The following is a 24915-nucleotide window of genomic DNA, read 5'->3' on the forward strand; positions in this document are numbered from 1 at the left end:
ATGGCCCAGGCTTCAGTACACCCATACTTCGACCCTTTGGTTACGCAAACGTCCCTTTTGTTGATCGTTGCCGGCCACCGGCAATTCGTCGCCCAGGCCGGCCACTTCCCTCACTTCGACACCATGACGGGCCAGTGCGCGGCGCACGGCCATGGCCCGCAGGCGCGAGAGCAGGGCGGCACGCCCGGGCGTTGCCTTGGGGTCGCCAAAGCCGACCAGCACGACCTGGTGATCGAGCTTGCCGGCCTGGCGCAGGTAGTCGGCGACCCGCTGGACATCGCGCAACGCCTTGTTGTCGAGGTTGGCACTGCCGGCCTGGAAGCGGAAGCTGACGGTCAGGCGCTGGGCCTGGCTGGCCAGGGTGCGGTAGCGCGCCGGCATGTCCGCCAGGGGGGACACCGGCAGGGCCTTGACCTGCTGGGAGACGAAGCCCTGGCGGGCGACGATCGCCTGGCCTGCCGGACTCTGGGTGAACTCGGCCAGGGCCCGTGCCAGCGGGGTGGGGTGGGCGGGCAAGTAGAAGAACAGGCGGCGCGACAGCGGGTAGTCTTCACTGGCCACCCGGGCACGGGTCGGCAGCAGGGCCGGGGCGTCACCCTCGGCGATGGCCAGGACCTTGGCGCCATGCACGGCCGTCAAGGTACTGAAACCAATGGCCTGGCGGTCGGCCTTGACCCGCTCGGCCAGTGCCTCGCTGGATTCGAAGCGCTGCGCCTGGGGCGCCAGGGCCTGATGGCCTGGCTCCAGCACCAAGGCCTTGAAGGTTTCGAAGGTGCCGGAGCGATCATCGCGGGCATACAGGCGGATCGCACCGCCGGCCACGCCCAACTGCTCCCAGCGCTGCACCTGGCCGGAAAACACCTGCGCCAACTGGGTGATGGCCAGCTGCGACAGGGGGTTGCCTGGGTGGACGATCACGGCCACGCCATCCAGGCCGATGACCTGCTCCGAGGCCTTGTCGCGCAGGTCGCCCAACGCCTGCAGGCCCTGGGCCTCGCTGTCGGTGATGGGGCGGGAGGCGGCGGCCAGGTCGGCCTCGGCGTTGGCCAAAGCGGCGAAACCGGTGCTGGAGCCGTGGGCGGCGATATCGATGTGCAGGGGCTGGCCTTGGGCATTCAGGGCGCGGATCTGGGTTTCGTTGGTGTGCTCGCCCGGCGCCTGTTCGATGGCCGTGGCGCCCTGGGCCTCGAGCAGGCCCCGGACCAGGGCCGGGGCCAGGGCGGCGCCGATGGTGTTGGAGCCCTGGATGCGCAACTGCAACGGCTCGGCCAGGGCTAGCAGGGGCAGCAAGCAGCAGAGCAAGGCAAGGAGGCGGGGCATCCTGGGACCCTGTGGCATGGCGTTGGGCTGCAGATTACGACAGGGCGGTGACCGAAAGATGACAGCGATGTCGCCTGTGCAAGCCCGCTCCTACAGAGTTGGCAGTGTCCTCGGGGGCTCAGAACGTCGGCGGCGTGATCACCCAGATCACCACGGCATCCTCGTCCCCGGGGTTGCCATAGCGGTGTGGTTCCTGGCTGGAGAAGCTGAAGCTGTCGCCTTCGTTCAGCTGGAAATAACGCTCGCCCACCCACAGCTCGAAACGGCCCGATAGCAAATACCCAGCTTCCTCGCCCTCATGGCTGTAGCTTTCCTGGCTGTAGGTGCCCGGTGGAAAGCGCGAGTGGAGGATTTCCAGCTGGCGGTTGGGCTGGGGCGTGAGCAGTTGGTCGACGATGCCGTCCTCGTAATGCACGCTCAGGCGGCTGTTGCGGCGCACCACGTAGCCTTGGTCTTCAGGGGCGGTGCTGGCTTCGCTGGCGAAGAACCACTGGATGGTCACGCCCAGGCTGCGGGCGATGTTGAACAGCGCCGGGATCGACGGGTAGGAGAGGTTGCGCTCCAGCTGGCTGATGTAGCCGGCGGTCAGCTCGCTCTGCTTGGCCAGCTCTGCCAGGGTCATGCCGCGGCGTTTGCGCAGGCCACGGATGCGGGTGCCGAGAAAATGCGGGGCCGCGCCACCTGCTTCGGCGGCGGGCGTCGGCGTCATGGGTTGCTCGCTCATTGGGCGTCGGTCCATCGGGAAAGCGGCAGTATGACCAGCCTCAGAGCGCCCAGGCAACCGTCAGGCCGTCATGGATCGCCTCCTCGACGGTGCGTGGCGCCAGGCAGTCGCCGACGCGCCTGACCTCGACCAGCCCGGCCAGCTCCTCGCCCAAGGTGTCCTGGGGTTGGTGGCCCAGGCACAAGACCAGAGTGTCGATACCTTCGAAGATCATCGGCTCGCCGCTGGCGGTGTGCAGCAGGTAGACGGTGTTGTCATCGCAGCCGTAGAGGCGGGCATAGGGCGTGATCGCAATGCCCAGGCGGTGCAGCTCGCCGGCCATCTGGTCGCGCACGTACAGCGGCAGGTTTTCGCCGCAGTGGGTGCCGTTGACCGCCAGTTGCACCTGGTGCCCCTCGCGCACCAGGCGTTCGGCGATGCCTGGGCCGATCCAGTCGCTGCGCCAGTCCACCACCAGCACCGAGCGCCCCAGGGTGGCCTGGTTGCGCAACACCTGCCAGGCGTCCACTACCTGCATCTGGCCGTCGCGCTCGAACGCAGGCCAGTAGGGCGTGGCGCCGGTGGCGGCGATCACCAGGTCCGGGCGCTCGCGCTCGACCAGGGCGCGGTCGACCCGGGTATTGCGCACCACGCGCACCCCGGCCAGTTCCATCTCCCGTTGCAGGTTGGTGCTGGCGCCACCGAATTCGCTGCGCCGGGGCAGCAGCTGGGCCAGCAGTACCTGGCCGCCCAACTGCGGGCCGGCCTCGTACAAGGTCACCTCATGGCCGCGTGCGGCCGCCACCGCGGCGGCCTTCATGCCGGCCGGGCCACCGCCGGCGACCATCACCCGCTTGGGCGCGGTGGTGCGTTGCAGCGTGCCGTATTGCAGCTCGCGACCGGTTTCCGGGTGCTGGATGCAGGAGATCGGCAGGCCGCGGTGGAAGTGGCCGATGCAGGCCTGGTTGCAGGCGATGCAGGCGCGCACGTCCTCGACCTGGCCGCGTTCGGTCTTGGTCGGCATCTGCGGGTCGCAGATCAAGGCGCGTGTCATGCCGCAGACATCGGCCTGGCCACGGGCAAGGATCAGCTCGGCCTCCTGGGGCTGGTTGATGCGGCCGGTGACGAACAGCGGGATGTCCAGGCTCGCCTTGAAGGTGCCGGCTTCGCGGGCCAGATAGGCCGGCTCGATGGCCATGGGCGGGACGATATGCACCGCGCCGCCGAGCGACGCGGAGGTGCCAGCGACGATATGCAGGTAGTCGATCTCGCCTTGCAGGGCCAGGGCGGCCAGCAGCGATTCGTCCTCGGTCAGGCCCTCGGGGTCACGTTCGTCGGCACTGATGCGCAGGCCGACGATGAAGTCCTCGCCGGTCGCCGCGCGTACCGCCGCCAGCACCTCGCGCACGAAGCGCAGGCGCTGCTCCAGGCCGCCGTTGTAACCGTCGGTGCGGCGATTGACCCGCGGGTTGAGGAACTGCGCCGGCAGGTAGCCGTGGCTGGCCACCACCTCCACGCCATCCAGGCCGGCCTGGTACAGGCGACGGGCGGCCGCGGCGTAGCCCTGGACGATTTCGTCGATCATCGCCTGGTCCAGCGCCCGGGGCATCACCCGGAAGCGTTCGTTGGGCACTGCCGAAGCCGAATAGGCCACCGCCAGCAGGCCGTCGGCCGTTTCCATGATCTCGCGACCGGGGTGGAACAGCTGCGACAGCACCACCGTGCCGTGCGTGTGGCAGGCCTCGGCCAGGCGCCGGTAGCCCTCGATGCAGGCATCGTCGGTGGCCATCAGTACGTGGGAGGTATAGCGCGCGCTGTCGTGTACGCCGGCCACCTGCAACACGATCAAGCCGGCACCGCCCTCGGCGCGGGCACGGTGGTAGGCGATCAGCTTGTCGTTGACCAGGTTGTCGGTGGGCAGGCAGGTGTCATGCCCGGTGGACATGATGCGGTTCTTCAGGCATTTGCCACGGATCTGCAACGGCTCGAACAGGTGGGCGAAGGCGGTCGACATGCGCGCAGCTCCGGTGAGTTGTTGTTTTACGTCATGAAAGTGTAGCTCCAGTAAAAAATCAACTTGTTTTTTTACTTGCTCGCGACTAGCGTTCCCTTCGACCCCTCAAGCAGGGGCGCCTCACAACAACAAGAAAGCGGGCCTTGGCTGTACCGGCCAGGCACCGGCAGGAGGAACCAGCGATGAATGCATTTCCCCGCAGGACCGGCTTTTGCGCACTGCTGTTGGCCTTGGGCCTGGGCAGTGTGCAAGCGGCGCCGCAGATGGTCGTGGTCGGCTATGGTGGTGCAGGCCAGAAAGCCCAAGATGTGGCGATCTTCCAGCCTTTCAGTGCCCAGGACGGCAGCAAGCTGATCCAGAGCGAATACAACGGCGAGATGGCCCGTATCCAGGTGATGGCCGATACCGGGAATGTCGATTGGGATGTGGTGCAGATCGAAGGCCCGGACCTGATGCGTGGGTGCGACGAGGGCATCTACGAGCGCCTGGACTGGCAGCAACTGGGCGGTACTTCCGAGCTGATACCTGATGCGGCCCAGGATTGCGGTTCGGCGGCACTGGTATGGAGCGTGGCAATTGCCTACGACCGGAGCAAGCTGGCCCAGGCGCCGACTTCCTGGGCGGATTTCTGGGACGTGAAGAAATACCCCGGCAAGCGCGGCCTGCGCAAACGCGCGGTATACAACCTGGAGTTCGCTTTGCTGGCCGACGGCGTCAAGGTCGAGGACGTATACAAGGTCCTGGCCACTCCGGCAGGCGTCGAGCGCGCTTTCGCCAAGCTGACCGAGCTCAAGCCGTACATCCAGTGGTGGGATGCCGGCGCCCAGCCGCCCCAGTGGCTGGCCGCGGGCGATGTGGTGATGACGTCCACCTATAGTGGCCGCATCGCCGTGGCCGCGCAGCAGGGCAGCCCGCTGGCGGTGGTCTGGCCGGGCAGCCTGTATGGTATGGACTATTGGGCGATCATCAAGGGGTCCAGGCATGCCGATCAGGCGCGGCGGCTGATCGCCTACGCCAACCAGCCCGATACCCAGGTGCGTTACGTCGAGCAGATCCCTTATGGCCCGACCAATACCCAGGCTGCGGCCAAGCTCGACCCTGGGCTGGCCAGCTGGGTGCCGACCTCGCCCGAGAACCTCAAGGGCGCGCTGGCCATGGATGTGGCGTTCTGGGTCGACCATGGCGAAGAGCTGGAGCAGCGGTTCAACGCCTGGGCCAGCAAGTGATGGGTTGATATCCGGGGCCGCGCAGCGGCCTCATCATTCACAAATCAGGACAATGCCAATGACCCCCACCGAACGGACCCTGCGCCAGGAACTGGCGGCCTGCTACCGGCTGATCGCGCATTTTCGCATGACCGACCTGATCTTCACCCATATCTCCGTACGCCTGCCTGGCCCGGAGCATCACTTCCTGATCAACCCCTACGGCTTGCTGTTCGACGAGATCACTGCCTCGAAGCTGGTGAAGATCGACCTGCAGGGCAACCCGGTCGAGCCTTCGCCCTACGCGGTCAACCCGGCCGGTTTCGTCATTCATGGCGCGATCCATGGCGCCCGCGAGGACGCCCAATGCGTGTTGCACACCCATACCCGCGCCGGCTGCGCGGTCGCTGCGCTCGAGTGCGGGCTGCTGCCGCTCAACCAGATCGCCATGGAGTTCTATGGCCGGGTCGGCTATCACGCCTACGAAGGGATCGCGCTGGACCTGGACGAGCAGCAGCGGCTGGTGGCGGACCTGGGGCACCACACGGTGATGATCCTGCGCAACCACGGCCTGCTGACCGTCGGCAGCACCGTGGCCGAAGCGTTCTTGCGCATGTACTACCTGGAGAAGGCCTGCGAGATTCAACTGGCAGCGCTGCAGGCCGGGCAAGTGATCGTGCCGCCGCATGCGGTGTGCGCGCACACCGAGCGGCAGTTCAACGAACCGGCGCGGCCATTGAAAGCCGGGGAACTGGCGGATCCGGATGGAAATACCCTGGCATGGCAGGCGCTGTTGCGGCTGCTGGAGCGGGTGGCGCCGGATTATCGCGATTGAGACAGGCGCCTGGGTAGCGAACGGGCGTCCGCTACCCGGAGGCAGGAGTTCAGCGGACGTCGGGGATGATGATATGGGCCGGTGCCTGTGCGGCGCGGCCGCGGGCGACCCAGTAGTACAGCAGGCTAGGCACCACCAGGCCGATCAGCCAGGACACGTCGACACCGCCCAGGTGGGCGACCATGGGGCCGGTGTACAGCTTGGTATCGATGAACGGCATCTGCACCAGCACGCCAACGGTGTAGACGATGATCCCTGGCCAGTTCCAGCGCCCATAGCGGCCTTCGGGGTCGGCCAGGGCCGGGATGTCGTAGCGCTCCTTGGTGATGAAGTAGTAGTCCACCAGGTTCACCGCGCTCCAGGGCACGAAGAAGGTCAGCAGAAACAGGATGAACGACTTGAACGCACTGAGGAACGAATGCTGGCCGAGCAAGGCGACGAGGGTGGCGGCGCCGACGATGCCGAGCACGAACACCAGGCGTTGCAGGCGGCTGATCTGCAGGTGGCCACGGAACCCGCTGATGATGGTGGCGATGCACATGAAGCTGCCGTAGGAGTTCAGCGTCGAGATGGTCACCTTGCCGAAGGCGATGCTGAAGTACAGCAGCGCGGCCGTGGTGCCTGCGCCCCCCAGGCCGACGATGTACGCCACCTCATGCCCGGAGAACTGCCCACCGGCAATGGCGGCGGCGAACACGCCGAGGATCATCGAGGCCTGGGCGCCGATCACCGACCCCAGCCCGGCGGCGAGGAACGTCTTGACCGGTGACGTGCTGCTGGGCAGGTAGCGCGAGTAGTCGGCCACGTAGGGGCCGAAGGCGATCTGCCAAGAGGCGGCCAGCGACACCGCGAGCAGGAACGAGGCCCAGGTGAAGTGGCGGTTGTCGAGCAACTGGCCGATGTCGGCCAGCATCAGGATGCGGCTGAACAGGTACACGAAGGCGATGATGCCGAGTACGCTGGCCACGCGGCCGATCCAGTGGATCACCCGGTAGCCGGCGAGGGTGGCGAGCACGATCACCCCGGCGAAGATCAGGATGCCGGTGCTGTCGCTCACGCTCAGCAACTGGCCGATGGCCTGGCCGGACAGCACCGTGCCGGTGGCAGTGAAGCCCAGGTACATCAGGCACACCAGGGCCATGGGAATGGCCGCGCCATAGACCCCGAACTGCACCCGGCTGGAGATCATCTGTGGCAGGCCCAGGCGCGGCCCCTGGGCGGCATGCAGGGCCATGACGGCGCCGCCGATCAGTTGGCCGAGCAACAGGCCGAGCAGCGACCAGAACACATCGCCGCCCAGCACCACGGCCAGGGCGCCGGTGACGATCGCGGTGATCTGCAGGTTGGCTCCCAGCCACAAGGTGAATTGGCTGTACACGCGTCCATGGCGTTCAGCTTCGGGGATGTAGTCGATCGAGCGCCGTTCGATCACGGGTTTGCTGGACATGGGGCACTCCGCTTGTTTGTTCTTGTGGGGGCGGGCGGCCATTTCGAAGGGAAGGGATGGCCTGTGTGCGATATGAGCATGTATAGACAAGTAAGGTCAAGTGAAGCTTGACACGCTTCGTCTGGCCGCTGTTCGTTGTGCCAGACGCTTCGCTTGCACGACTGTTGCGCAAGGCTGGCAGCCAACTGTGCTGGTCCGTGGGAAAACAAAGGCCTTATGCTGTAACGAAATATGTCTAGAAAAGCCTGAAGAAGGAAACCGCAATGCCAGTCAAGGACCTGCTGATCGCCCTGGTGGTGATCATCGCCTGGGGCGTGAATTTCGTGGTGATCAAGGTTGGCCTCGATGGCCTGCCGCCCATGCTGCTCGGGGCCTTGCGGTTTGCCTTGGTGGCGTTTCCGGCGGTGCTGCTGGTCAGGCGCCCGAAGCTGCCCTGGCGCTGGCTGGTCGCCTATGGCGTGACCATTTCCCTGGGCCAGTTCGCTTTCCTGTTCCAGGCCATGTACAGCGGTATGCCGCCAGGGCTGGCTTCGTTGGTGCTGCAATCCCAGGCGTTCTTCACCCTCGGGTTCGCCGCGCTGTTTCTTGGTGAGCGCCTGCGTCTGGCCAGCCTGCTGGGCCTGTTGGTGGCCGCGGGCGGGTTGGTGCTGATCGGCAGCGAGGACAGCAGCCATGTACCGTTGCTGGCCCTGTTGCTGACCCTGTGCGCGGGTGCCATGTGGGGCATGGGCAACATCATCACGCGCCGGTTCGGCTCGGTGGATTTGGTGGCCCTGGTGATCTGGGGCGGTTTGATACCACCGCTGCCGTTCCTGGCGCTGTCCTGGTGGCTGGAGGGGCCTGAGCGTATCGGCCATGCCCTGGCCAATATCGGCTGGAGCTCGGTACTGGCCCTGGCCTACCTGGCGTTCGTCGCCACCATGCTTGGCTACAGCCTGTGGAGCACCTTGCTGTCGCGGCATCCGGCAGGCAAGGTGGCGCCGTTCTCGCTGTTGGTGCCGGTGGTCGGCCTGAGTTCGTCGGCTTGGCTGCTCGATGAACGCTTGAGTGCGACGCAGGGCTGGGGCGCGGTACTGGTCATGCTGGGGTTGCTGATCAATGTGTTCGGGCCTCGGGTAGGGCAGCGGTTGCGGGCGGTGAGTGTTCAGTAGAGGGTTTTGGATAGCGGTTGCGGTGAACACGTCATGATCGTTCTGTTGGTGGGACGAACCATGCCATTTTTGCTGTCTACCGCAACATTGGTTCCATCGGTAGTGTTATACCCAGCCATCTGAGAGAGGAGACTTCTCATGAAAAAGATTCTGGGTATCCACCGCAGCCCCCACGGCCATTGGGTCGGGGACGGCTTCCCGGTTCGTAGCCTGTTCACCTACGACAACCTGGCGCGCCATATCAGCCCGTTCTTGCTGCTCGATTATGCAGGCCCCCATGACTTCACGCCGACCACCGCGCGGCGCGGGGTTGGCCAGCACCCGCACCGGGGCTTCGAGACCGTGACCATCGTCTACCAGGGGGAGCTGGAGCACCGTGACTCCACCGGCGCCGGTGGCCTGATCGGCCCGGGCGACGTGCAGTGGATGACTGCCGCCAACGGCATTCTCCACGAGGAATTCCATTCGCCGGCCTTTGCCCGTAGCGGCGGCACCCTGGAAATGGTGCAACTGTGGGTCAACCTGCCGGCCCGCGACAAGCGTGCCGCGGCCGGTTACCAGACCTTGTTGTCCACGGACATCCCGGTGGTGTCGCTGGAAGGTGAGGCCGGTAGCCTGCGGGTGATCGCCGGTGCCTACCAGGGCCATCAAGGCCCTGCACGGACCTTCACCGCCATGGATGTCTGGGACCTGCGCCTGAAGGCCGGTGCCAACCTGCAGCTGCCGATCGCCGCCGGGCGCAACGCAGCGTTGGTGGTGCTGCGTGGTAACGTGCGGGTCAATGGCGAGCGCGAGGCGGGCCCGGCCAGCCTGGTGCTGCTGGAGCGCGATGGCGAGCATGTGCAGGTCGAGGCGCTGGATGAAGTGAGCCTGCTGTTGCTCAGCGGCGAGCCGATCGACGAGCCCATCGTTGGCTATGGCCCGTTCGTGATGAACAGCCAGGCGGAAATCGCCGAGTCGTTCGCCGACTTCCAGGCGGGGCGGTTCGGGCAGATGGTGGGTGAGCAGTAAGGGGGCCGCTTTGCGGCCCATCGCGGGGCAAGCCCGCTCCTACAGGGCCCTGTGGGAGCGGGCTTGCCCCGCGATTTTTTTGCCCATTATCCTGACTGGCGCCAATGCACTTCAGTGATCCCGTAGCGCTCCGCCACGGGCTTGCTGACTTTCTTGATCTTCTCGCGCCCGTATCGCCCGATACGGGCCACCCCCGCATCGCAACTGGCCCAGTGCCAGGCCTCGGCGTTGTCCATCCGCTCGGCCCGGATCACGAATGACTTGTGCTGGCCGTGCAGTTCGTAGTCGATCACGAAGAGTTTTGCATCGATCATCGGGTATCCACATCCCTTGCGCAGCATCGAGGGCTGGCCAGGTGCAAGACATTCCATGGCCTATCCGTGGGAATCGTGGCAGCGCGCAAAAGTTTGAAAAAAGTTCGTTTCCAACGACGAACGGTTGGCGCTGACCGTCCGTCGCACAGTGCCTGCAGCCGATCGAACAGCCGGAGCCTTGCGGCGCTCTTCCTCTAAGGTGCTAGAGGAATTTGCGCGGCTGCATTGTTCAGGCGAATGGACCACCGCTTGAACATGCGCAATATCAATTGGCACTTCGCCAACATAGGGCGTACTCACACACAACAGGCCATCCAGTACAGAGAGGGTCGAACCATGTCGTTGATAGGTGTTTCGCTACTAGAGATGCGTCAGTTGATCGAACAGGCCTGCCTGCCGGACCGCTGCGAGGTGACCTGCCCGGACGGTGTCAGCCTGAACATCCGCCTGGGCCAAGGGGAGAGCCTGGATGATTGCCTCACGGTCAACGGTATTCCCCTTGACAGCCTCAACAGCTGCCGGGACCTGCACGAGCTGGTGACCCAGTTGCGCCAAGCGCAACGCCTGGGCCACACCGCTGCGCTCAAGGCCATCGCCTGACGGCCATCGCGACCCGGTCAGCCGAGGCTGGCCGGGCGCACGTATTCCGGCATCAGGCCGTTGAACCAGAACAGGATCATCGCCACCAGGATGGTCACCAGCAGCAACAGCCCCACCCCCCAGACGCAGGTCGCGAACAGCATCGCCTGTTCCTTGCGCAGGCGCAGGAAGGTCTGCAACCCGCCGTACAACAGCACCGTGGCATAGGCCGAGGCCGCCAGCAGGGCAGCCACTGCCAGCCAGCGCATGGGCACCAGGCCCACCACACCGGCAACGAACCAGGGCGTGGCGCAGTAGGCGGCGAAGCCGATGCATTGGTTCAGGGTCGGCTGGGTGTCGAAGCCGCGGGACATCCAGCGGATCATCACGCCCATCAGCATCACGCCGACCACGGTGGTGGCATACAGCAGGCCTGCCAGTTGCGCGGCGCTGCCCATGCTCAGGCGTACCCGTTCCTCGGCGGCCAGGCTCCAGCCGAAGGTGGTGGTGCCGACGAACAGGCACAGCGCGGGGATCAGGGCCAGGGCCAGCAGGCGCGGCAGGTACTGTTGCGGGTGGGCTTCCTCGGCGCGGCGTATGTCCAGCCAGGCGGCACCGGGGTGGGTGAAGAGCTTGAGCAACGGACTGTTCATGGCGTTCTCCTCGAGGGCAGGCGTGTCCTCTTTTTATGGAGAAGCACAAAGGGCCCAGGGTTCAGGCGAACTGCGGGCCGTTGATCGCTTATTGCAGCTCCAGCACCAGGTTCATGCCGCCGTCCCCGCACTTGGCATGGTCGCGCACCACGCCATGGTAGCTGCGGCCATCCCACTCGAAGGCCACGCTGTGGGCGCGGTCGAGCTTGTCCGGCAGCGGTGGGTCGATGTGCAGGCGCAGGGCCGGGGCCCCCTGCAGGTTGAGGGCAGCGAGCTGGACATGGCACTCCACGCGTTGGGCCACGGGGCCGAACAGGGTGTCACGGACGAAGTCCAGCTCCAGGCAGGCGCAGGGGGCACGGTAATAGGGCTTCATGGCAGGTATGGCCGCAGCGGGAAAATCATGGCTGGCTCCTCGAACAAGGAATCGCGGGGTATCGATCTTTCGAAGCCTATCGGACGATGGCGTTCAAATTTATTTCATCCCTTGGGGCCTGTGCGGGCGCATTCGCGGGTGAATCCGCGCCCACAAGATGTGCGGCGATCCCTGTGTGGGGTTTACCCGCGAATGTGCCGTCATGGTTGGCGCTCGGCCACCGCCCTGAGGGTTCTCAACGTCACCAGCGGTGCATCCACCACGAACCGGTTGGCCAGCCAGCCCGGCACATCCCCGGCGGGGTCGGCCTGCAGCTGATAGATCACTTCGGTTTCCCTCTCGGCCAGCGGGTGCATCGTCCATTCCCCACGCAGCCGACGCACACGGATCAACCCCGGCACGGCCGGCAGCTTGCCGGGTTCGGCGCTCAGGTGGCGCACCAGGGTGCCATCGTCCAGGCGCTCGGTACGCACCCGCAGCACCATGTCCCGCGGTTGTGCCGGCCAGGGCAGGTCGGTGACCAGGTACACCCAGGTACTGTCACCTTGGACATCCAGCAAGCGCATTTCGGCGCAGGCATACAGCCATTTGCAGGCCACCCGCAGGTTCTCCTGCAGGTCGGTGAGCGTGCGCACGCTCGCCTTGATCCGGGTGACGCCGCGAAATGCTTGGTAGGTCGAACCCTCGACACGGCTCAGGTACACATCGATGCCGTCTTGCCGTTGCGCCAGGTACCAGTCGTCGGCCAGCGACACCGGGGCCGGCAGCAGGAGCAGCAGGGCGAGCAACAAAGGGGGCAGGGGCATGGCAGTGGCCGGAACGAAACGGAGCGGGTTCCTGAAGTATGGCCAGAAACACGAAGCCCGCCATGAAGGCGGGCTCGTGGACATCAGCCTGGGCTCAACGCTGTGGGTTGAGGGTCAGGTGCGCGTGGCGGTTGACGTCCTTGTACAGCAAGTAGCTGAACGGGCCTGGGCCGCCGGAGTAGCAGGCTTGCGGGCAGAAGGCGCGCAGCCACATGAAGTCGCCGGCCTCGACCTCGACCCAGTCCTGGTTCAGGCGGTATACCGCCTTGCCTTCCAGGACGTACAGGCCATGTTCCATGACGTGGGTTTCAGCGAACGGAATCACGCCGCCCGGCTGGAAGGTCACGATGTTGACGTGCATGTCGTGGCGCATGTCGGCCATGTCGACGAAGCGGGTGGTGACCCAGCGGCCTTCGGTGCCCGGCATCTCGATGACGGTGGCATCCTTGCGGTGGGTGACGAAGGATTCTGGAACCGGCAGGCCTTCGACCTTCTGGTAGTGCTTGCGCAGCCAGTGGAAGGTGACGTTGGCCTTGCTGTTGTTGCGCAGGCTCCAGTCGGCACCTGGCGCCAGGAAGGCGTAGCCGCCAGGCACCAGGGTGTGGTGCTTGCCTTCGACGGTGATGTCGATTTCGCCTTCGACCACGAACAGCACCGCTTCGGCGTTCGGATCCAGCTCAGGGCGCTCGCTGCCGCCTTCGGGGGCGACTTCGACGATGTACTGCGAGAAGGTCTCGGCGAAGCCGGTCAGCGGGCGGGCGATGACCCACATGCGCATCTTGTCCCAGAACGGCAGGTGGCTGGTGACGATGTCACGCATCACGCCCTTGGGGATGACGGCATAGGCTTCGGTGAACATGGCACGGTCAGTCAGCAGCTCGGTTTGAGCCGGGTGCCCACCGTGGGGGGCGAAGTAGGAATGATTCGACATGGACAGTCTCGACTTGTTGTTCTTTCCCCGTGCCGTGTGCCGCACCGGCCGGTGCGCCGCAGGGGAGGCCTGGACAGAATATGGGCCTTTGCCTGGCATCCACAAATTAAATGTTGAAATGTTCGGTATTTATTCGCTGAATGCCTGCGTTCAGCTCGGCAGGCGCTTGCGCCGGTGCGGCAGCAGCCCCAGCACCAGCATGCATCCGGTTAGGATCACCAGGCCGCCCAAGGCCTGCAGCAGGCCCAGGGCCTCGCCCAGGAACAGTGCGCCCACCAGTACGGCCACCAGGGTAACGACGAACTCGACGCTGATGGTACGGGTGGCGCCGATGCGCGCGACCAGGCCGAAGTACAGCACATAGGTAGTGGCGCTCATCACTGCGCCGCTGATGGCCAGGAACAGCCAGTCGGTGGGTTGCGGCACGCTCGGTACCGGCACCACCAGCAACAGTGGCAAGGTCAGCACGCCACCGGCGAGGAAGGCCCCGCCGGTGACGGTCCATGGGTCCTGGCCGCGCAGGTGCAGGCTGGCATAGTTGCTGCCGAAGGCAGCGCACAGGCAGCCGAATACCGAGGCCACGCAGCCATGGATGAAGTCCTCGGTCACGGGCTGGGCCGGGAAGCCCACCAGCATGACGATACCGACGATGCCCAGCAGCAGGCCGGCCAGGCCTTGGGGCGTGATTTTCTCGAGGCCCCACAGCCGGCCGATGATCATCGAGAACAGCGGGATGGTCGCTACCAGGATCGCCGACATCGCGGTACCGATGCGCGGCGTGGAATAGGATAGGCCAATCAACTGCCCGGCGACGGTGGTGGCGCCAACCACCAGTAGCGGCTTGAGCAAGAGCCGCAGGCGCAACGCCCGGCCCAGCAGTGCGCCGAGCACGGCCAGGGTGCTGCCGGCGATCAGCGAGCGCAGGCTGACCGCGCCGACCCAGCCAAAGGCGTGCACGACCTTGAGTACCACCAGGAAGGAAAGGCCCCAGGTGATGGCCAGGAACGCATAGGCAGCGATGTCACGCGGTTGCATGGAGGGTGGATCCATCCGGTCGGGAAGGGCAGGCTAGCGGCTGCGGGCTGGGCGGGGCAAGGGGCGCTTTGGCGAGGTGCCGTGTCTGGGTGGGTGCTTGTCGCAACCAGTGCTCCTGCTTTCACGCGTTGGCGGCTTGAGCGACCATCAACAACGATTGCGGCACTGGGCTTTGCGGATGTTGCGGCTCCTGCAGGTAGGCCAGGCGGAACCCGGCCAGGTCCAGGGCATTCAGCCAGCTGGAGAGGGTGCGGAAATACCAGGGCATCGGCGCCCATTGCCCGGCGAACCCGGCGAACGTTTCCTCGCGCCAGCCATCCTGGTAGTCGCCTGCGGCCATGCTCCAGGGGTGCAAGGTCTGGATGACCAGGGCACCGCCGGGGGCGAGCAGGCCATGCAGGGCGCAGAGCAGGGGGATGATGTCCTGGTGCAGCAGGGCGAAGTTGGCGCAGACCACGTCATAGCCATGGCCCACGTCTACCTGCGCCTCGGCCAGCTGCGCGTAGCTGGCCAGGTGCACAGGCGCCGAGCCTGCGCCGCGCGCAGCCTCGACCAGCGTCGCATCGCCATCCACGCCTGTCGCCTGGATGCCGCGCTCGGCCAGGGCACGCAGCAGCCAGCCCTCGCCACAGCCCAGGTCCAGGACCCGCTGCGGCTGGCGCCCCATCAGCGCCAGGAGGATGGCTTGGTCGGTGACTTGGCGGCGGCTTTCGATGGCGCCGCTGCGCACGGCCTGGATCCAGGCCTGGGCGTTGTGCTGCCAGCTGCCTTGCAGCGTGGTGTCGGGTGTGGGCATCGCAAGTGGTCCTGGTGAGCATGTGCCAAGGATAGGCCAGGTGGAGTAACCCTGGGCAACGGCTTCTGGCATGATGCACTCAGCTTGTCCATTCGAAAGTCAAATCCTGATCATGACTGAAAGTGTGAAATCCAATAGATCGATCTATGACCTCGACCTGCTTCGGGCCGTGGTGATGGTCGCTGACTGCGGCAGCTTCACCACCGCGGCCACCCGGTTGCATTCGACCCAGTCGACGGTCAGCCAGAAGGTCCGGCGGCTCGAAGAGATGGTCGGGCACCAGTTGCTCGACCGCAGCAACCGCGAAGTGCACCCCACCGATGCCGGCGAAACGCTGCTGCGCTATGCGCGCCATCTGCTCGCGGTGAGCAATCAGCTGAGCGAGGCGATGTCGGGTGGGGTCACGCTCACCGTGCGCATCGGCCTGCCGGACGACTTCGTCGCCAGCAAGACGGTACCGGCGCTGGCGGCCTTCAACCGCAAGCACCCGAAGGTCAAGCTGGAGATCACCGGCGGCCTGAGTCGTGACCTGATGAGCAGCTATGACCGCGGCGAGCTTGATCTGGTACTGGTCAAGCAGCGGCGGCACAGCCGCGAGGCCAACGCCTGCCAACCCGAACGTATCGAGTGGATCGACAGTGCGCAGTACCCCTGTTTCGCCCAGGACCCGATCCCATTGGTGACCTTTCCGCCGCGGGGGCTCTACCGCGATGACATGATCAGTGCGATCGAGGCCATGGGCCGCAGCTGGCGTATCGGCTTCACCAGTTCCAGCCTTGCCGGTATCCAGGAAGCCGTGGCCAATGGACTGGGCGTGAGCCTGCTGCCCTCGCGGGTGGTCACGCCGGGGCATCGGGTCTTGGGTGTCGAGGACGGTTTCAAGCCGATCAAGGTCTTCGAGGCGGCGATCTTCCATCGCCCCACGGCCGACCCGATGGTCAAGGAACTGGCGGATATCCTGATCGGCATCCTGCGCGCCGAGGCCAATGAAGGTAAGCCTGTAGATTGACGCTCCTACAAGGGGAGATTGCCAGCCTTGGGTACGTACTGCTCGGCCGGGGCGCTATACTCGCGGCTCGTTCCACTGTATCCGAGTATTCCCATGGGTCTTTCCACAACCGCCACACCCGAACCGCGCCGGTTGGGCGCGCCTTTGTTCGCCCTGGGCCTGCTGCTGGCAGGTGCCTGGTTCCTCAACCTCAATGCCGGCCTCAACCAGGTGCTGCTGCTGATCGTCGGTGCGGCCCTGGGCCTGACGCTCTACCATGCTGCCTTCGGCTTCACCTCGGCCTGGCGGGTGTTCATCACCGAGCGTCGCGGGGCCGGCCTGCGTGCACAGATGGTCATGTTGGCCCTGGCCGTGCTGCTGTTCTTCCCGGCCTTGTCGGCCGGCAGCCTGTTCGGCACACCGGTCAAGGGGCTGGTGGCGCCGGCGGGTGTCTCGGTGGTGTTCGGGGCATTCATTTTCGGCATCGGCATGCAGCTCGGTGGTGGCTGCGCCTCGGGCACGCTGTTCACTGTCGGCGGTGGCAATGCGCGGATGCTGGTGACCTTGCTGTTCTTCATCATCGGTTCGGTGACTGCCACCCACCACGTCGATTGGTGGTTCGCCTTGCCGTCGTTCCCGGCCACTTCCATCGTCCAGGCCTGGGGCGTGGTGCCGGCGCTGATTGCCAGCCTGGCCCTGTTCGGGCTGATCGCATGGGTCACGCGGGTGCTGGAAACGCGTCGCCATGGCGGGCTGGAGGTGCCTGCGCCGAGCGAGCATCAGGGCCTGCGCCGCTTGCTGCGAGGCCCCTGGCCGCTGGTATGGGGCGCCATCGCACTGGCATTGCTGAACTACGCCACCCTGGCCTTGGCCGGTCGCCCCTGGGGGATCACCTCGGCGTTCGCCCTGTGGGGTGCGAAGACCTTGGGTGGCCTGGGTGTCGACGTCGGCAGTTGGGCATTCTGGCAGATGCCCGCCAACGCCAAGGCGCTGGCCGCACCCTTGTGGCAGGACGTCACCACGGTGATGGACCTGGGTATCGTGCTCGGTGCGCTGCTGGCCGCAGGCCTGGCCGGGCGTTTCGCGCCGAGCCTGAACATTCCGCTGCCGTCGCTGGTTGCCGCAGTCATCGGCGGCCTGTTGCTGGGCTACGGCTCGCGCCTGGCCTATGGCTGCAACATCGGCGCCTATTTCAGCGGCATCGCGTCGGGCAGCGTACATGGATGGCTGTGGCTGGTGGCGGCCTATAGCGGCAACCTGGTCGGTGTACGCCTGCGCCCGTTGTTCTTCGCCGGTGAGCGCCGCGCGCCGGCCTTGAGCGGCTGCTGAGACTCACCGCCCCGCCATATGAGTGGCTGGGGCGGGTGTTCAAAAAGCTAGAAAAGCACTTTAGGTTGTTTCTATAACTAATTGAAATTAAAAGACTATCTTCGAGCAATGGCATGCTGTACGCATTGTTCGTAGTAGGTTTGCTTGATTGCGCTCGGCTTGAGCCGCGAGCGGCTGTTGTAGGTCTGTTCGGTAATGCCGAATGCCGTCATGCGCATCCACGGCTTGGGAAACCGCCGTGTCTGCAGTTTCTTGCGCGTGGCATACAACGTCACGCCGGAAAGCTTGGCCTGTTGCGCTTCGGCGGCGATCTGCGAACCCCAGTTACAGACGTGCCGATCGTTCTGGTTAAAGGCCCTGGCCTGGGCGCCGAGGGCGACCGTAGCCATTACGCAGCCAGCGATCGTTGCTAGAAATGCCCGCATGTTGCTGTCCTAAGCTTATGAAGGGGAAGGAAGTTTGCCTTCGCCTTGCACGGCTGGGGGCCAGCAGTTTGCCGTCAGTTTTCGAAAAAAGCGATCGTGAGGCAGGCACATGCCAGCCGCCCGCTTCCACGGGAAGTGTTCTGGGACCAGCAGAGGGTGACCGGGGAAGCGGGAGGCGGCATTGCACCGCCCCACGATCGAAAACCTAACGAAGAGGAATCAGGCAGCCTGGTTGCGCTTGCCCTGGGACTTGCGCACCTGGGTACGGCAGGCTTCGCCGAAGGCTTCGAAGATCCGGATCGAGTCAGGGTTCTTCGCAGCTTGCCATTCAGGGTGCCACTGCACGGCGAACAGGAACGGCGAAATGCTCGGGGCGTGGATGGCTTCGACCAGGCCGTCTTCGGCGTGGGCGATCGGCTCGATGCCTTTGCCCAGCGTGTGCAGGCCCTGGCCATGCAGCGAGTTGACGCGGATCTCGTCGGTGCCGAGTTTCTCACGCAGCCAGCTGCCTGGCTTGATCTTCACGCTGTGCACGGCCTGATACTGGACATCGACTGGGTCTTCGGGGTTTTCCCGGTGGTCGTTGAAGCCAGGTTCGGCGTAGACCTTCTGGTAGATGTCGCCGCCGAGAGCGACGTTGATTTCCTGCATGCCACGGCAGATACCGAAGATCGGCAGGCCGCGGGCGATGGCCATCTTCACCAGCGGGATGTCGAACAGGTCGCGATCCTTGTCCTGGGCCTTGCCTGGGGTCTGGTTTTCCTGGCCATAGAGGGCCGGGTCGATGTTGCTGCCCGCGCCGGTCAGGTAGACGCCGTCGGCCATGTCCAGGTAGGTCTCGAGGTCTTCGGTACCGCAGCAGGTGGGCACCAGGACCGGGACGCAACCGGCGAACTCGACCAGCGGGGTGATGTATTTGTGGGTCATGACCTGGTAGTCATGGCCTTTGCGCTCTTGGGTGCCCATGGTCATCAGGACGACGGGCTTGCGCAGGGAGGGTTGCTTGTTGCCAATGTTGCTGTTGGACATATGTCACCTTGGGACAGGTTCTACCTGTCGTTGTTGTGCAGGCGCACGGCATGGGCCTTGTGTGCGGCCTGGAGCCCCGAGCACTGCCGGCTCGCCAGGCAGGCGTTTCCGGTCGGGGCTTGATTCATAGCTTGCCAGAGCCGTTCGATATGTCAAACGAGTGGCGGTGGGCGCAGGCGCCGTTTTTCGGGGGTTGTAGGGCCTGGAGGCCTGAGGTGACAAGGGTTTGGCGGGGATTTGGGTCAATAATATTTAACGATGCAGTTGGGTCTTTGCGTGGGTGCAATAAGCGCCGGCAAGCAATAGGGGCGTTTGCGCAAGGCGGTGAACTACTTCGCAGCCGTGCCAATACGGCCCAGGCTCCGCTTGCTTCGTAGGAGCTGGCGGAGCCTGCGATGGGCCGCAAAGCGGCCCCTTGAGTCTGGAGGGGCTCTACCATTCGAAGGCTTGGGGCTGCTTTGCAGCCCATCGCAGGCTGTCGCCAGCTCCCACGAGGTTGCCACCCTTCAGTCAGTGCAGAATCTGTTTGAGAAACGCCTGCGCCCGCGCGGTCTGGGGGTGGTTGAAGAATACTTCAGGCGGGCTGTCTTCGATGATGTGCCCGCCCTCGAGGAACAGCACGCGCTCGGCCACCTGCCGGGCGAAGCCCATTTCGTGGGTTACGCAGAGCATGGTCATGCCGGTACCGGCCAGTTGCACCAGCACGTCCAGGACCTCGGCGACCATTTCCGGGTCGAGTGCCGAGGTGGGTTCGTCGAACAGCATGATCCGCGGCTTCATGCACAGCGCCCGGGCGATGGCCACGCGCTGCTGCTGGCCGCCGGACAGTTGGCTGGGGTACTTGTGTGCCTGGCTCTCGATGCCCACCTTGCTCAGGTACATGCGCGCCCGCTCTTCGGCGTCCTTGCGCGACAGCCCGCGCACGCTGGTGGGCGCTAGCAGGCAGTTGTCCAGCACGCTCATGTGCGGGAACAGGTTGAAATGCTGGAACACCATGCCGATTTCGCTGCGCACCTGGGCCGCCTGGCGGCTGGTGGCGGCAAGGTCGATGCCGGCCACCTGGATGCTGCCTTGCTCGGCGATCTCCAGGCGGTTGATGCAGCGGATCAGGGTCGATTTGCCGGAGCCCGAGGGGCCGCACAGGACGATGCGTTCGCCTTCGCGCACCTGCAGGTCGATGTCGTGCAGTACATGGAAGGCACCATAGTGCTTGTTCAGGCCTTCGATGCGGATCAGCACCGGGCGCGGGTCGGGTTCGGGGGCGAGGCTGGCAAGGCTCAGGGGGGCGGCGGTCATCTTGTTGTTCTCCCGCGTGGGTTCAGTCGAAGCGTGCAGCGCTGTAGGGCGCCGGATCAGTGAAGGGCACCTGGCCTGTGACCAGCTCGGCCAGCAGGCGGCCGGTGACCGGGCCCAGGGTCAGGCCGTGATGGGCGTGGCCGAAGTTGAACCAAAGGTTCTTGTGGCGCGGCGCCGGGCCGATCACCGGGCGCATGTCCGGCAGGCAGGGACGCCGGCCCAGCCAGGGGCGGTCGTCCAGGCGCTCGCCCAGGGCTGGGAACAGCTTGCGCGCCAGCGCTTCGCAGCGGCCCAGCTGGATCTCGTTGCCTGGCGCGTCGTGGGCGGCGAACTCGATGCCGGTGGTCAGGCGTACGCCCCGGGCCATGGGCGCCAGCACGTAGCCGCCCTGGGTGTCGCAGATCGAGTGGGCGAGCTCGGCGCCGTCCCGGGTGCTGTAGTGCATGTGGTAGCCGCGCTTGATCGCCAGTGGGAAGCGATAGCCCAGCGGCTCGAACAGCTCCGCCGACTGCGGGCCGAGGCAGGCCACCACCTCGTCGGCGGTCACCGGGCCTCGGCGGCTGTCCACCTGCCAGTGCTCGCCCACCTGGCGCAGGCTGCGCGCATCGCCATGCAGGAACTGGCCGCCACGTTGGACGAACAGCGCGGCATAGCCGCGGGTCAGGCCGCCGGGGTTGGTCACGGTCTTGGGGTCCAGCCAGTGGATGCCCCCGACCACATCGCCCTCGAGCTGCTGCTCGCGGGCCTGCAGTTGGTCGCGTTCGAGGATCTGGTAGCGCAGGCCATAGCGCGCCAGGGCCTGCAGGTCTGCCTTGGCCTGGGCGAACAGGCCAGGGTCGCGGTACACCTCGATCCAGCCCTTGGCCTGGACCAGTGCGCTGAGGCCGGCGGCGTCGATCAGCGCGTCATGTTCCTCTACGCAGCGCTGCACCAGCGGCAGCATGTCGGCCGCCGCACCGGCCAGGCGCCCGGGCGCCGACTGCTGCCAGTAGCGCAGCAGCCAGGGTGCGGCCTTGGGCAGGTGCAAGAGGCTGTAGCGCACGTCGGGCTGGCGGTTCAGGCCATAGCGCAGCAGCGCGCCCAGGCTGCGCGGGAAGGCGTAGGGGATCACGCTGGAGCGCTCGATCAGCCCGGCGTTGCCGTGGCTGGTGCCGCTGCCCGGTTCGTCGCGGTCGATCAGGACCACCTGGCGGCCACGGGCCTGCAGGTGCAGGGCGGTGCTGACGCCGACGATGCCGGCGCCCAGGACGATGGTTTGGCAATGCATGGAGCGTATCCTTCGGTCAGTTCAAGTGGCGGCCCAGGCGGGCTTCCAGGTGTTTCAGGGCGCGTCTGACGATCTCCACGATTACCAGGTAGAGCACGGCGGCCCACAGGTAGATCTGGAAGTCGAAGCTGCGCGAGAAGGCCAGCTTGGTCACCCCCATCAGGTCGTACAGGGTCACCAGCGAGGCGATGGCGCTGGCCTTGATCATCAGGATCAGCTCGTTGCCCAGCGGGCCTACGGCCACCAGCAACGACTGCGGCAGTACCACCTTGAAGAAGGTGGTCGAGCGCTTGAGACTCAGGGCCCGGGCCGCTTCGTACTGGCCTGGTGCCACGGCCATGAGACTGCCACGGAAGATTTCCGCCTGGTAGGCGGCGGTGTTCAGGGTGAAGGCCAGCAGGGCGCAGTACCAGGCCTCGCGGAAGAACCACCACAGGCCCAGGTCCTGCCAGAAGCCCTTGAGCGAGCCGAGACCGTAGTACAGCAGGAACAGCTGGGCCAGCAGGGGCGAGCCACGGAAGCAGTACACGTAGCCGGCGGACAGGTGCTGCAGCACCCGGCTGCGCGACAGGCGCGCCAGGGCCAGCAGCAGGCCCAGGACGGCGCCGAGGGTAAAGGAGATCGCCACCAGCTTGGCGGTCACCAGCAGGCCGTCGACAAAGCGTGGCCCGTAGCGTTCCAGCAGGTCGGGGTCGAGCACCATGGCCAGCAGTTGTTCGAAGCTCATGCCCGGGCTCCTTGCAGGTGACGGTTGCAACGTCGTTCGATGAGGGCGAAGACCCGGCCCGAGAGCGCCGAGAACAGCAGGTAGCCCAGGCAAGCGACGCCATAGAAGAACATCGGTTCCTTGGTCACGCTGACGGCCAGGTTGGTCTGGCGCATCAGGTCGACCAGGGAAATGGTCGAGACCAACGAGGTGTCCTTGAGCAGCGACAACCAGTTATTGGACAAGCCCGGCAGGGCGATGCGGGTCAGTTGCGGCAGCACCACCTTGAAAAAGCCGGTGCGTTGGCTCAGGCCCAAGGCCGAGCAGGCTTCCACCTGGCCCTTGGGCAGCGTCTTGAACGCCGCCAGCCAGATCTCGCTGGAAAAGGCCGCGAACACCAGGCTGAAGGCGATCATCGCTGCCAGGAAGGTGTTGATCAGCACTTCCCCTTCATAACCCATGGCCGCCAGCAGTTTTTGCGCGGCGATCTGGCAGCCGTAGTAGATGATCAGCAGGGTCAGCAGCTCCGGCAGGCCACGGAACACGGTGGAGAAACTGGTCGCCCAGGCGCGGGCCGCGCGGTTGCGCGAGCGGGCGGCGAGGGCGACCAGTAGACCCAGGGGCAGGCCGATGGGCAGGCAGGCCAGGGCCAGCGACAGGGTCACCAGGGCACCGGCCAGCAGCGCCTGGCCCCAGCCACCGCTGGCGAAAGACAGCAAGGACAAATGTTCGAGCATGCAAAGTGCTCCTTTGCTTCAGCCTCACGCGATACCTGAGGGCAGCGGGGACCTTGTGGGAGCGGGCTTGCCCCGCGAGGGCGCTGGCCCAGACGATGAGGATGGGCCTGCCGACGCTATCGCGGGACAAGCCCGCTCCCACAGGGCACTGCAGCCCTGTGGGAGCGGGTGAGTCCGCAGGGTCAGTTGTAGATGTCGAAGTCGAAGTACTTGCTGGCGATCTTCTGGTAGGTGCCGTTGGCGACGATTTCGTCCAGGGCCTTGTTCAGGCGCTGGCGCAGAGCCTCGTCGTCCTTGCGCACGGCGATGGCGGCATCGGCCTTGGTGCCGTTGACGTCGCCGAGGATCTTGCAGCAGTCCTGGCCGTTCTTGTTGACCCACTCGTGCAACGGGAACTTGTCGGCGATCACTCCGTCCAGGCGGCCGGCGGCGAGGTCAGCGTTGGCCTCGTCCATGGTCGGGTAGAGCTTCACGTCGGCACCGGCCTTGGCATACACGTCTTCGGCGTAGATGGCCTGGGTGGAGGAAGACTGGGCACCGACGGTGTAGCCCTTGAAGTCGCTCTGGGCATCGCTGATCGGGCTGTCCTTGGGCACCGCCACGGTCAGCGGGGTGCGGTAGTAGTGGTTGGTGAAAGCGATCTTCTTGCGCCGCTCCTCGGTGTCGATCATCGAGGCGACCACGGCGTCATACTTGCGTGCCATCAAGGCCGGGATGATGCCTTCCCAGTCCTGGGCCACCAGGGTGCATTCGACCTTCATCTGCGCGCACAGGGCATGGGTGATGTCGATATCGAAGCCGTGCAGCGTGTTGTCGGCGTCGACGTAGTTGAAGGGCGGGTAGGCACCTTCGGTGGCGAACCGCAGTGTTTCGGCGCTGGCCGCGCCCGCCAGGAACAAGGCACACGCACCCACCACAGCCATGGTCTTTCTCATCTTGCACCTCTGGACGTTCACTCTTGCTATTGTTGTTTGCCCGCAGGCCACGAGGTGTAGCCGACGAACTCGTTATGTAGAGCGGCAGTTGCTTCCAAGCGTCTTTCAACATCAGGCCCCAGCTTCCTGCAGACCTCGTTGACCATCAGGTGCACCCACGACAGCATCGCCGAGGTGGATTCCCAGAAGAGATTGAATTCGGTGGGGATGCGAAACACCTCGTCGGCGTTGGCGTCGGCCCAGTCGCAGAAGGTGTCGGTCACCAAGGTGACCGGGATGCCGGCCTGGCGCGCCTTCTGGCACAGCTGCAGGGCATGGCGGGAATAGCGGCGCGCCTCGAACACCACCAGCGCGCTGTCCTCGGCGCGGCCGAGCAGCACTTCGCCGAAGTGCCCGGCGCTGCCGTCGACCAATTGCACGCCATCGCGCAGGTATTGCAGCAGGTGGCTCATGCACATGGCCACGCCGCGTTCGGTCTGGAAACCGGCGATGAACACCCGCGGCTTGGTCGCCAGGCGCTGGGCGACCTGTTGCCAGGCCTGGCCACGGCTGTATTCATGCACCCGGACCAACGCCGCGATCTCCAGCTCCAGGCTGCCGGAGCTCTCGCTGTCGTCCTGCCCCTGGCGGTATTCTTGCAGGCGATCACCCACCAGCCAGGGGCCATCGCCCAGGTCGCTCTGCAGGTCCTGCTTGAGTGCCTTGAGGTGGGCATAGCCCAGGGCGCGGCAGAAGCGGCCGACGCTGGACTCGCTGACGCCCAGCTTGGCGGCGATGCTCGCGGAGGTCTGGAACGGCAGTTCATGGAGGTTGGCGAGCATGTAGCTGGCGATCTTGCGGCCCGAGGCTGCGGTGCTGTGCAGGCTGTTCTCGAGGCGTTGCTTGATCGGTTGGCTCATGGTCGGCTCCGGGTTGGGTGAGACGTGGGATAGAAGATGGATGTTTTCTGTCATCAAGTCAACAATTGACAGTTAGCTGTCATTCGCGGGACAGTTTTGCCATTGCTTACGCTGTAGCCATTCCAATT

At 65.4% G+C, this 24915-nt stretch carries 26 protein-coding genes; 7 read left to right on the plus strand and 19 right to left on the minus strand.

The annotated features are described in order from the left end of the window. Positions 1-12: 12 nt before the first annotated feature. The 3 genes from K8374_RS10815 to K8374_RS10825 form a co-directional block, all read right to left on the minus strand. Complete coding sequence (locus K8374_RS10815) at positions 13-1320, minus strand: phosphate ABC transporter substrate-binding/OmpA family protein (RefSeq protein ID WP_224459026.1); 1308 nt, start codon at positions 1318-1320, stop codon at positions 13-15. A 118-nt stretch (positions 1321-1438) separates the two neighbouring features. After that, positions 1439-2029, minus strand: a complete 591-nt coding sequence (locus K8374_RS10820; protein ID WP_143515221.1) for a cupin domain-containing protein — start codon at positions 2027-2029, stop codon at positions 1439-1441. Positions 2030-2084: 55 nt separating this feature from the next. Further along, a complete protein-coding gene (locus K8374_RS10825; protein WP_224459027.1) occupies positions 2085-4037 on the minus strand; it encodes an FAD-dependent oxidoreductase in 1953 nt (650 codons plus the stop codon). Between the two features lie 182 nt (positions 4038-4219). Between K8374_RS10825 and K8374_RS10830 the strand changes: the two genes are divergently transcribed. After that, positions 4220-5263, plus strand: a complete 1044-nt coding sequence (locus K8374_RS10830) for an ABC transporter substrate-binding protein (RefSeq protein ID WP_224459028.1) — start codon at positions 4220-4222, stop codon at positions 5261-5263. Positions 5264-5321: 58 nt separating this feature from the next. Then, positions 5322-6077, plus strand: a complete 756-nt coding sequence (locus tag K8374_RS10835; RefSeq protein ID WP_263498528.1) for a class II aldolase/adducin family protein — start codon at positions 5322-5324, stop codon at positions 6075-6077. A 49-nt stretch (positions 6078-6126) separates the two neighbouring features. On the opposite strand, the gene K8374_RS10840 is transcribed toward K8374_RS10835, so the two are convergent. After that, positions 6127-7524 carry a purine-cytosine permease family protein gene (locus K8374_RS10840; RefSeq protein WP_224459030.1) on the minus strand — a complete coding sequence of 466 codons (1398 nt, stop codon included), beginning with the start codon at positions 7522-7524 and terminating at the stop codon, positions 6127-6129. A 263-nt stretch (positions 7525-7787) separates the two neighbouring features. Here K8374_RS10840 and K8374_RS10845 point away from each other — a divergent pair, with 263 nt between their 5' ends. Together K8374_RS10845 and K8374_RS10850 are read left to right on the plus strand one after the other, a co-directional pair. Next, positions 7788-8675 carry an EamA family transporter gene (locus tag K8374_RS10845; RefSeq protein WP_224459031.1) on the plus strand — a complete coding sequence of 296 codons (888 nt, stop codon included), beginning with the start codon at positions 7788-7790 and terminating at the stop codon, positions 8673-8675. Positions 8676-8813: 138 nt separating this feature from the next. Next, positions 8814-9686 carry a pirin family protein gene (locus tag K8374_RS10850; protein ID WP_224459032.1) on the plus strand — a complete coding sequence of 291 codons (873 nt, stop codon included), beginning with the start codon at positions 8814-8816 and terminating at the stop codon, positions 9684-9686. Positions 9687-9772: 86 nt separating this feature from the next. Here the strand turns inward: K8374_RS10850 and K8374_RS10855 are convergent, their stop codons facing one another. Next, positions 9773-10000, minus strand: coding sequence for a DUF6555 family protein (locus tag K8374_RS10855; protein WP_084857528.1), 228 nt, complete (start codon positions 9998-10000; stop codon positions 9773-9775). 336 nt (positions 10001-10336) lie between these two features. Between K8374_RS10855 and K8374_RS10860 the strand changes: the two genes are divergently transcribed. Further along, positions 10337-10600: a DUF1652 domain-containing protein gene (locus K8374_RS10860; RefSeq protein ID WP_224459033.1), complete on the plus strand. Its 264-nt coding sequence runs from the start codon at positions 10337-10339 to the stop codon at positions 10598-10600. A 17-nt stretch (positions 10601-10617) separates the two neighbouring features. Here the strand turns inward: K8374_RS10860 and K8374_RS10865 are convergent, their stop codons facing one another. The 6 genes from K8374_RS10865 to K8374_RS10890 form a co-directional block, all read right to left on the minus strand. Further along, positions 10618-11232, minus strand: coding sequence for a Yip1 family protein (locus K8374_RS10865; RefSeq protein ID WP_196145299.1), 615 nt, complete (start codon positions 11230-11232; stop codon positions 10618-10620). Positions 11233-11320: 88 nt separating this feature from the next. Beyond that, entirely contained in the window at positions 11321-11608 is a 288-nt protein-coding gene (locus tag K8374_RS10870) for a hypothetical protein (protein ID WP_224459034.1), read from the minus strand. Positions 11609-11808: 200 nt separating this feature from the next. Continuing rightward, complete coding sequence (locus K8374_RS10875; protein WP_224459035.1) at positions 11809-12414, minus strand: START domain-containing protein; 606 nt, start codon at positions 12412-12414, stop codon at positions 11809-11811. Between the two features lie 94 nt (positions 12415-12508). After that, positions 12509-13345 (minus strand): bifunctional allantoicase/(S)-ureidoglycine aminohydrolase, encoded by an 837-nt coding sequence (locus K8374_RS10880; protein ID WP_084857535.1) that lies wholly within the window; start codon positions 13343-13345, stop codon positions 12509-12511. Positions 13346-13495: 150 nt separating this feature from the next. After that, complete coding sequence (locus K8374_RS10885; RefSeq protein WP_224459036.1) at positions 13496-14380, minus strand: DMT family transporter; 885 nt, start codon at positions 14378-14380, stop codon at positions 13496-13498. Between the two features lie 121 nt (positions 14381-14501). After that, entirely contained in the window at positions 14502-15176 is a 675-nt protein-coding gene (locus tag K8374_RS10890; protein WP_224459037.1) for a class I SAM-dependent methyltransferase, read from the minus strand. A gap of 112 nt (positions 15177-15288) precedes the next feature. On the opposite strand from K8374_RS10890, the gene K8374_RS10895 reads away from it, so the two are divergent. Further along, positions 15289-16185: a LysR family transcriptional regulator gene (locus K8374_RS10895; RefSeq protein ID WP_224459038.1), complete on the plus strand. Its 897-nt coding sequence runs from the start codon at positions 15289-15291 to the stop codon at positions 16183-16185. Positions 16186-16278: 93 nt separating this feature from the next. After that, entirely contained in the window at positions 16279-17493 is a 1215-nt protein-coding gene (locus tag K8374_RS10900) for a YeeE/YedE family protein (protein ID WP_224459039.1), read from the plus strand. A gap of 95 nt (positions 17494-17588) precedes the next feature. On the opposite strand, the gene K8374_RS10905 is transcribed toward K8374_RS10900, so the two are convergent. The 8 genes from K8374_RS10905 to K8374_RS10940 all read right to left on the minus strand — a co-directional run bounded on the left by K8374_RS10905 (position 17589) and on the right by K8374_RS10940 (position 24787). Further along, on the minus strand, positions 17589-17918 hold the full coding sequence (locus K8374_RS10905) for a hypothetical protein (protein ID WP_224459040.1): 330 nt from the start codon (positions 17916-17918) through the stop codon (positions 17589-17591). Positions 17919-18137: 219 nt separating this feature from the next. Beyond that, positions 18138-18947, minus strand: a complete 810-nt coding sequence (locus tag K8374_RS10910) for a gamma-glutamyl-gamma-aminobutyrate hydrolase family protein (protein WP_084857541.1) — start codon at positions 18945-18947, stop codon at positions 18138-18140. Positions 18948-19457: 510 nt separating this feature from the next. Continuing rightward, positions 19458-20243, minus strand: a complete 786-nt coding sequence (locus K8374_RS10915; protein WP_084857543.1) for an amino acid ABC transporter ATP-binding protein — start codon at positions 20241-20243, stop codon at positions 19458-19460. A 22-nt stretch (positions 20244-20265) separates the two neighbouring features. Beyond that, complete coding sequence (locus tag K8374_RS10920) at positions 20266-21510, minus strand: NAD(P)/FAD-dependent oxidoreductase (RefSeq protein ID WP_224459041.1); 1245 nt, start codon at positions 21508-21510, stop codon at positions 20266-20268. A gap of 16 nt (positions 21511-21526) precedes the next feature. Beyond that, a complete protein-coding gene (locus tag K8374_RS10925) occupies positions 21527-22237 on the minus strand; it encodes an ABC transporter permease (protein ID WP_224459042.1) in 711 nt (236 codons plus the stop codon). Continuing rightward, positions 22234-22953 (minus strand): ABC transporter permease, encoded by a 720-nt coding sequence (locus K8374_RS10930; RefSeq protein ID WP_224459043.1) that lies wholly within the window; start codon positions 22951-22953, stop codon positions 22234-22236. Before K8374_RS10930 ends, K8374_RS10925 begins: the two co-directional genes overlap by 4 nt. 182 nt (positions 22954-23135) lie before the next feature. Then, complete coding sequence (locus tag K8374_RS10935; RefSeq protein WP_224459044.1) at positions 23136-23888, minus strand: transporter substrate-binding domain-containing protein; 753 nt, start codon at positions 23886-23888, stop codon at positions 23136-23138. 26 nt (positions 23889-23914) lie between these two features. Next, positions 23915-24787 carry a MurR/RpiR family transcriptional regulator gene (locus K8374_RS10940; RefSeq protein ID WP_224459045.1) on the minus strand — a complete coding sequence of 291 codons (873 nt, stop codon included), beginning with the start codon at positions 24785-24787 and terminating at the stop codon, positions 23915-23917. Between the last annotated feature and the right edge of the window lie 128 nt (positions 24788-24915).

The sequence above is a fragment of the Pseudomonas sp. p1(2021b) genome (assembly GCF_020151015.1).
In the GTDB taxonomy this organism is placed as follows: Bacteria; Pseudomonadota; Gammaproteobacteria; order Pseudomonadales; family Pseudomonadaceae; genus Aquipseudomonas; species Aquipseudomonas putida_K.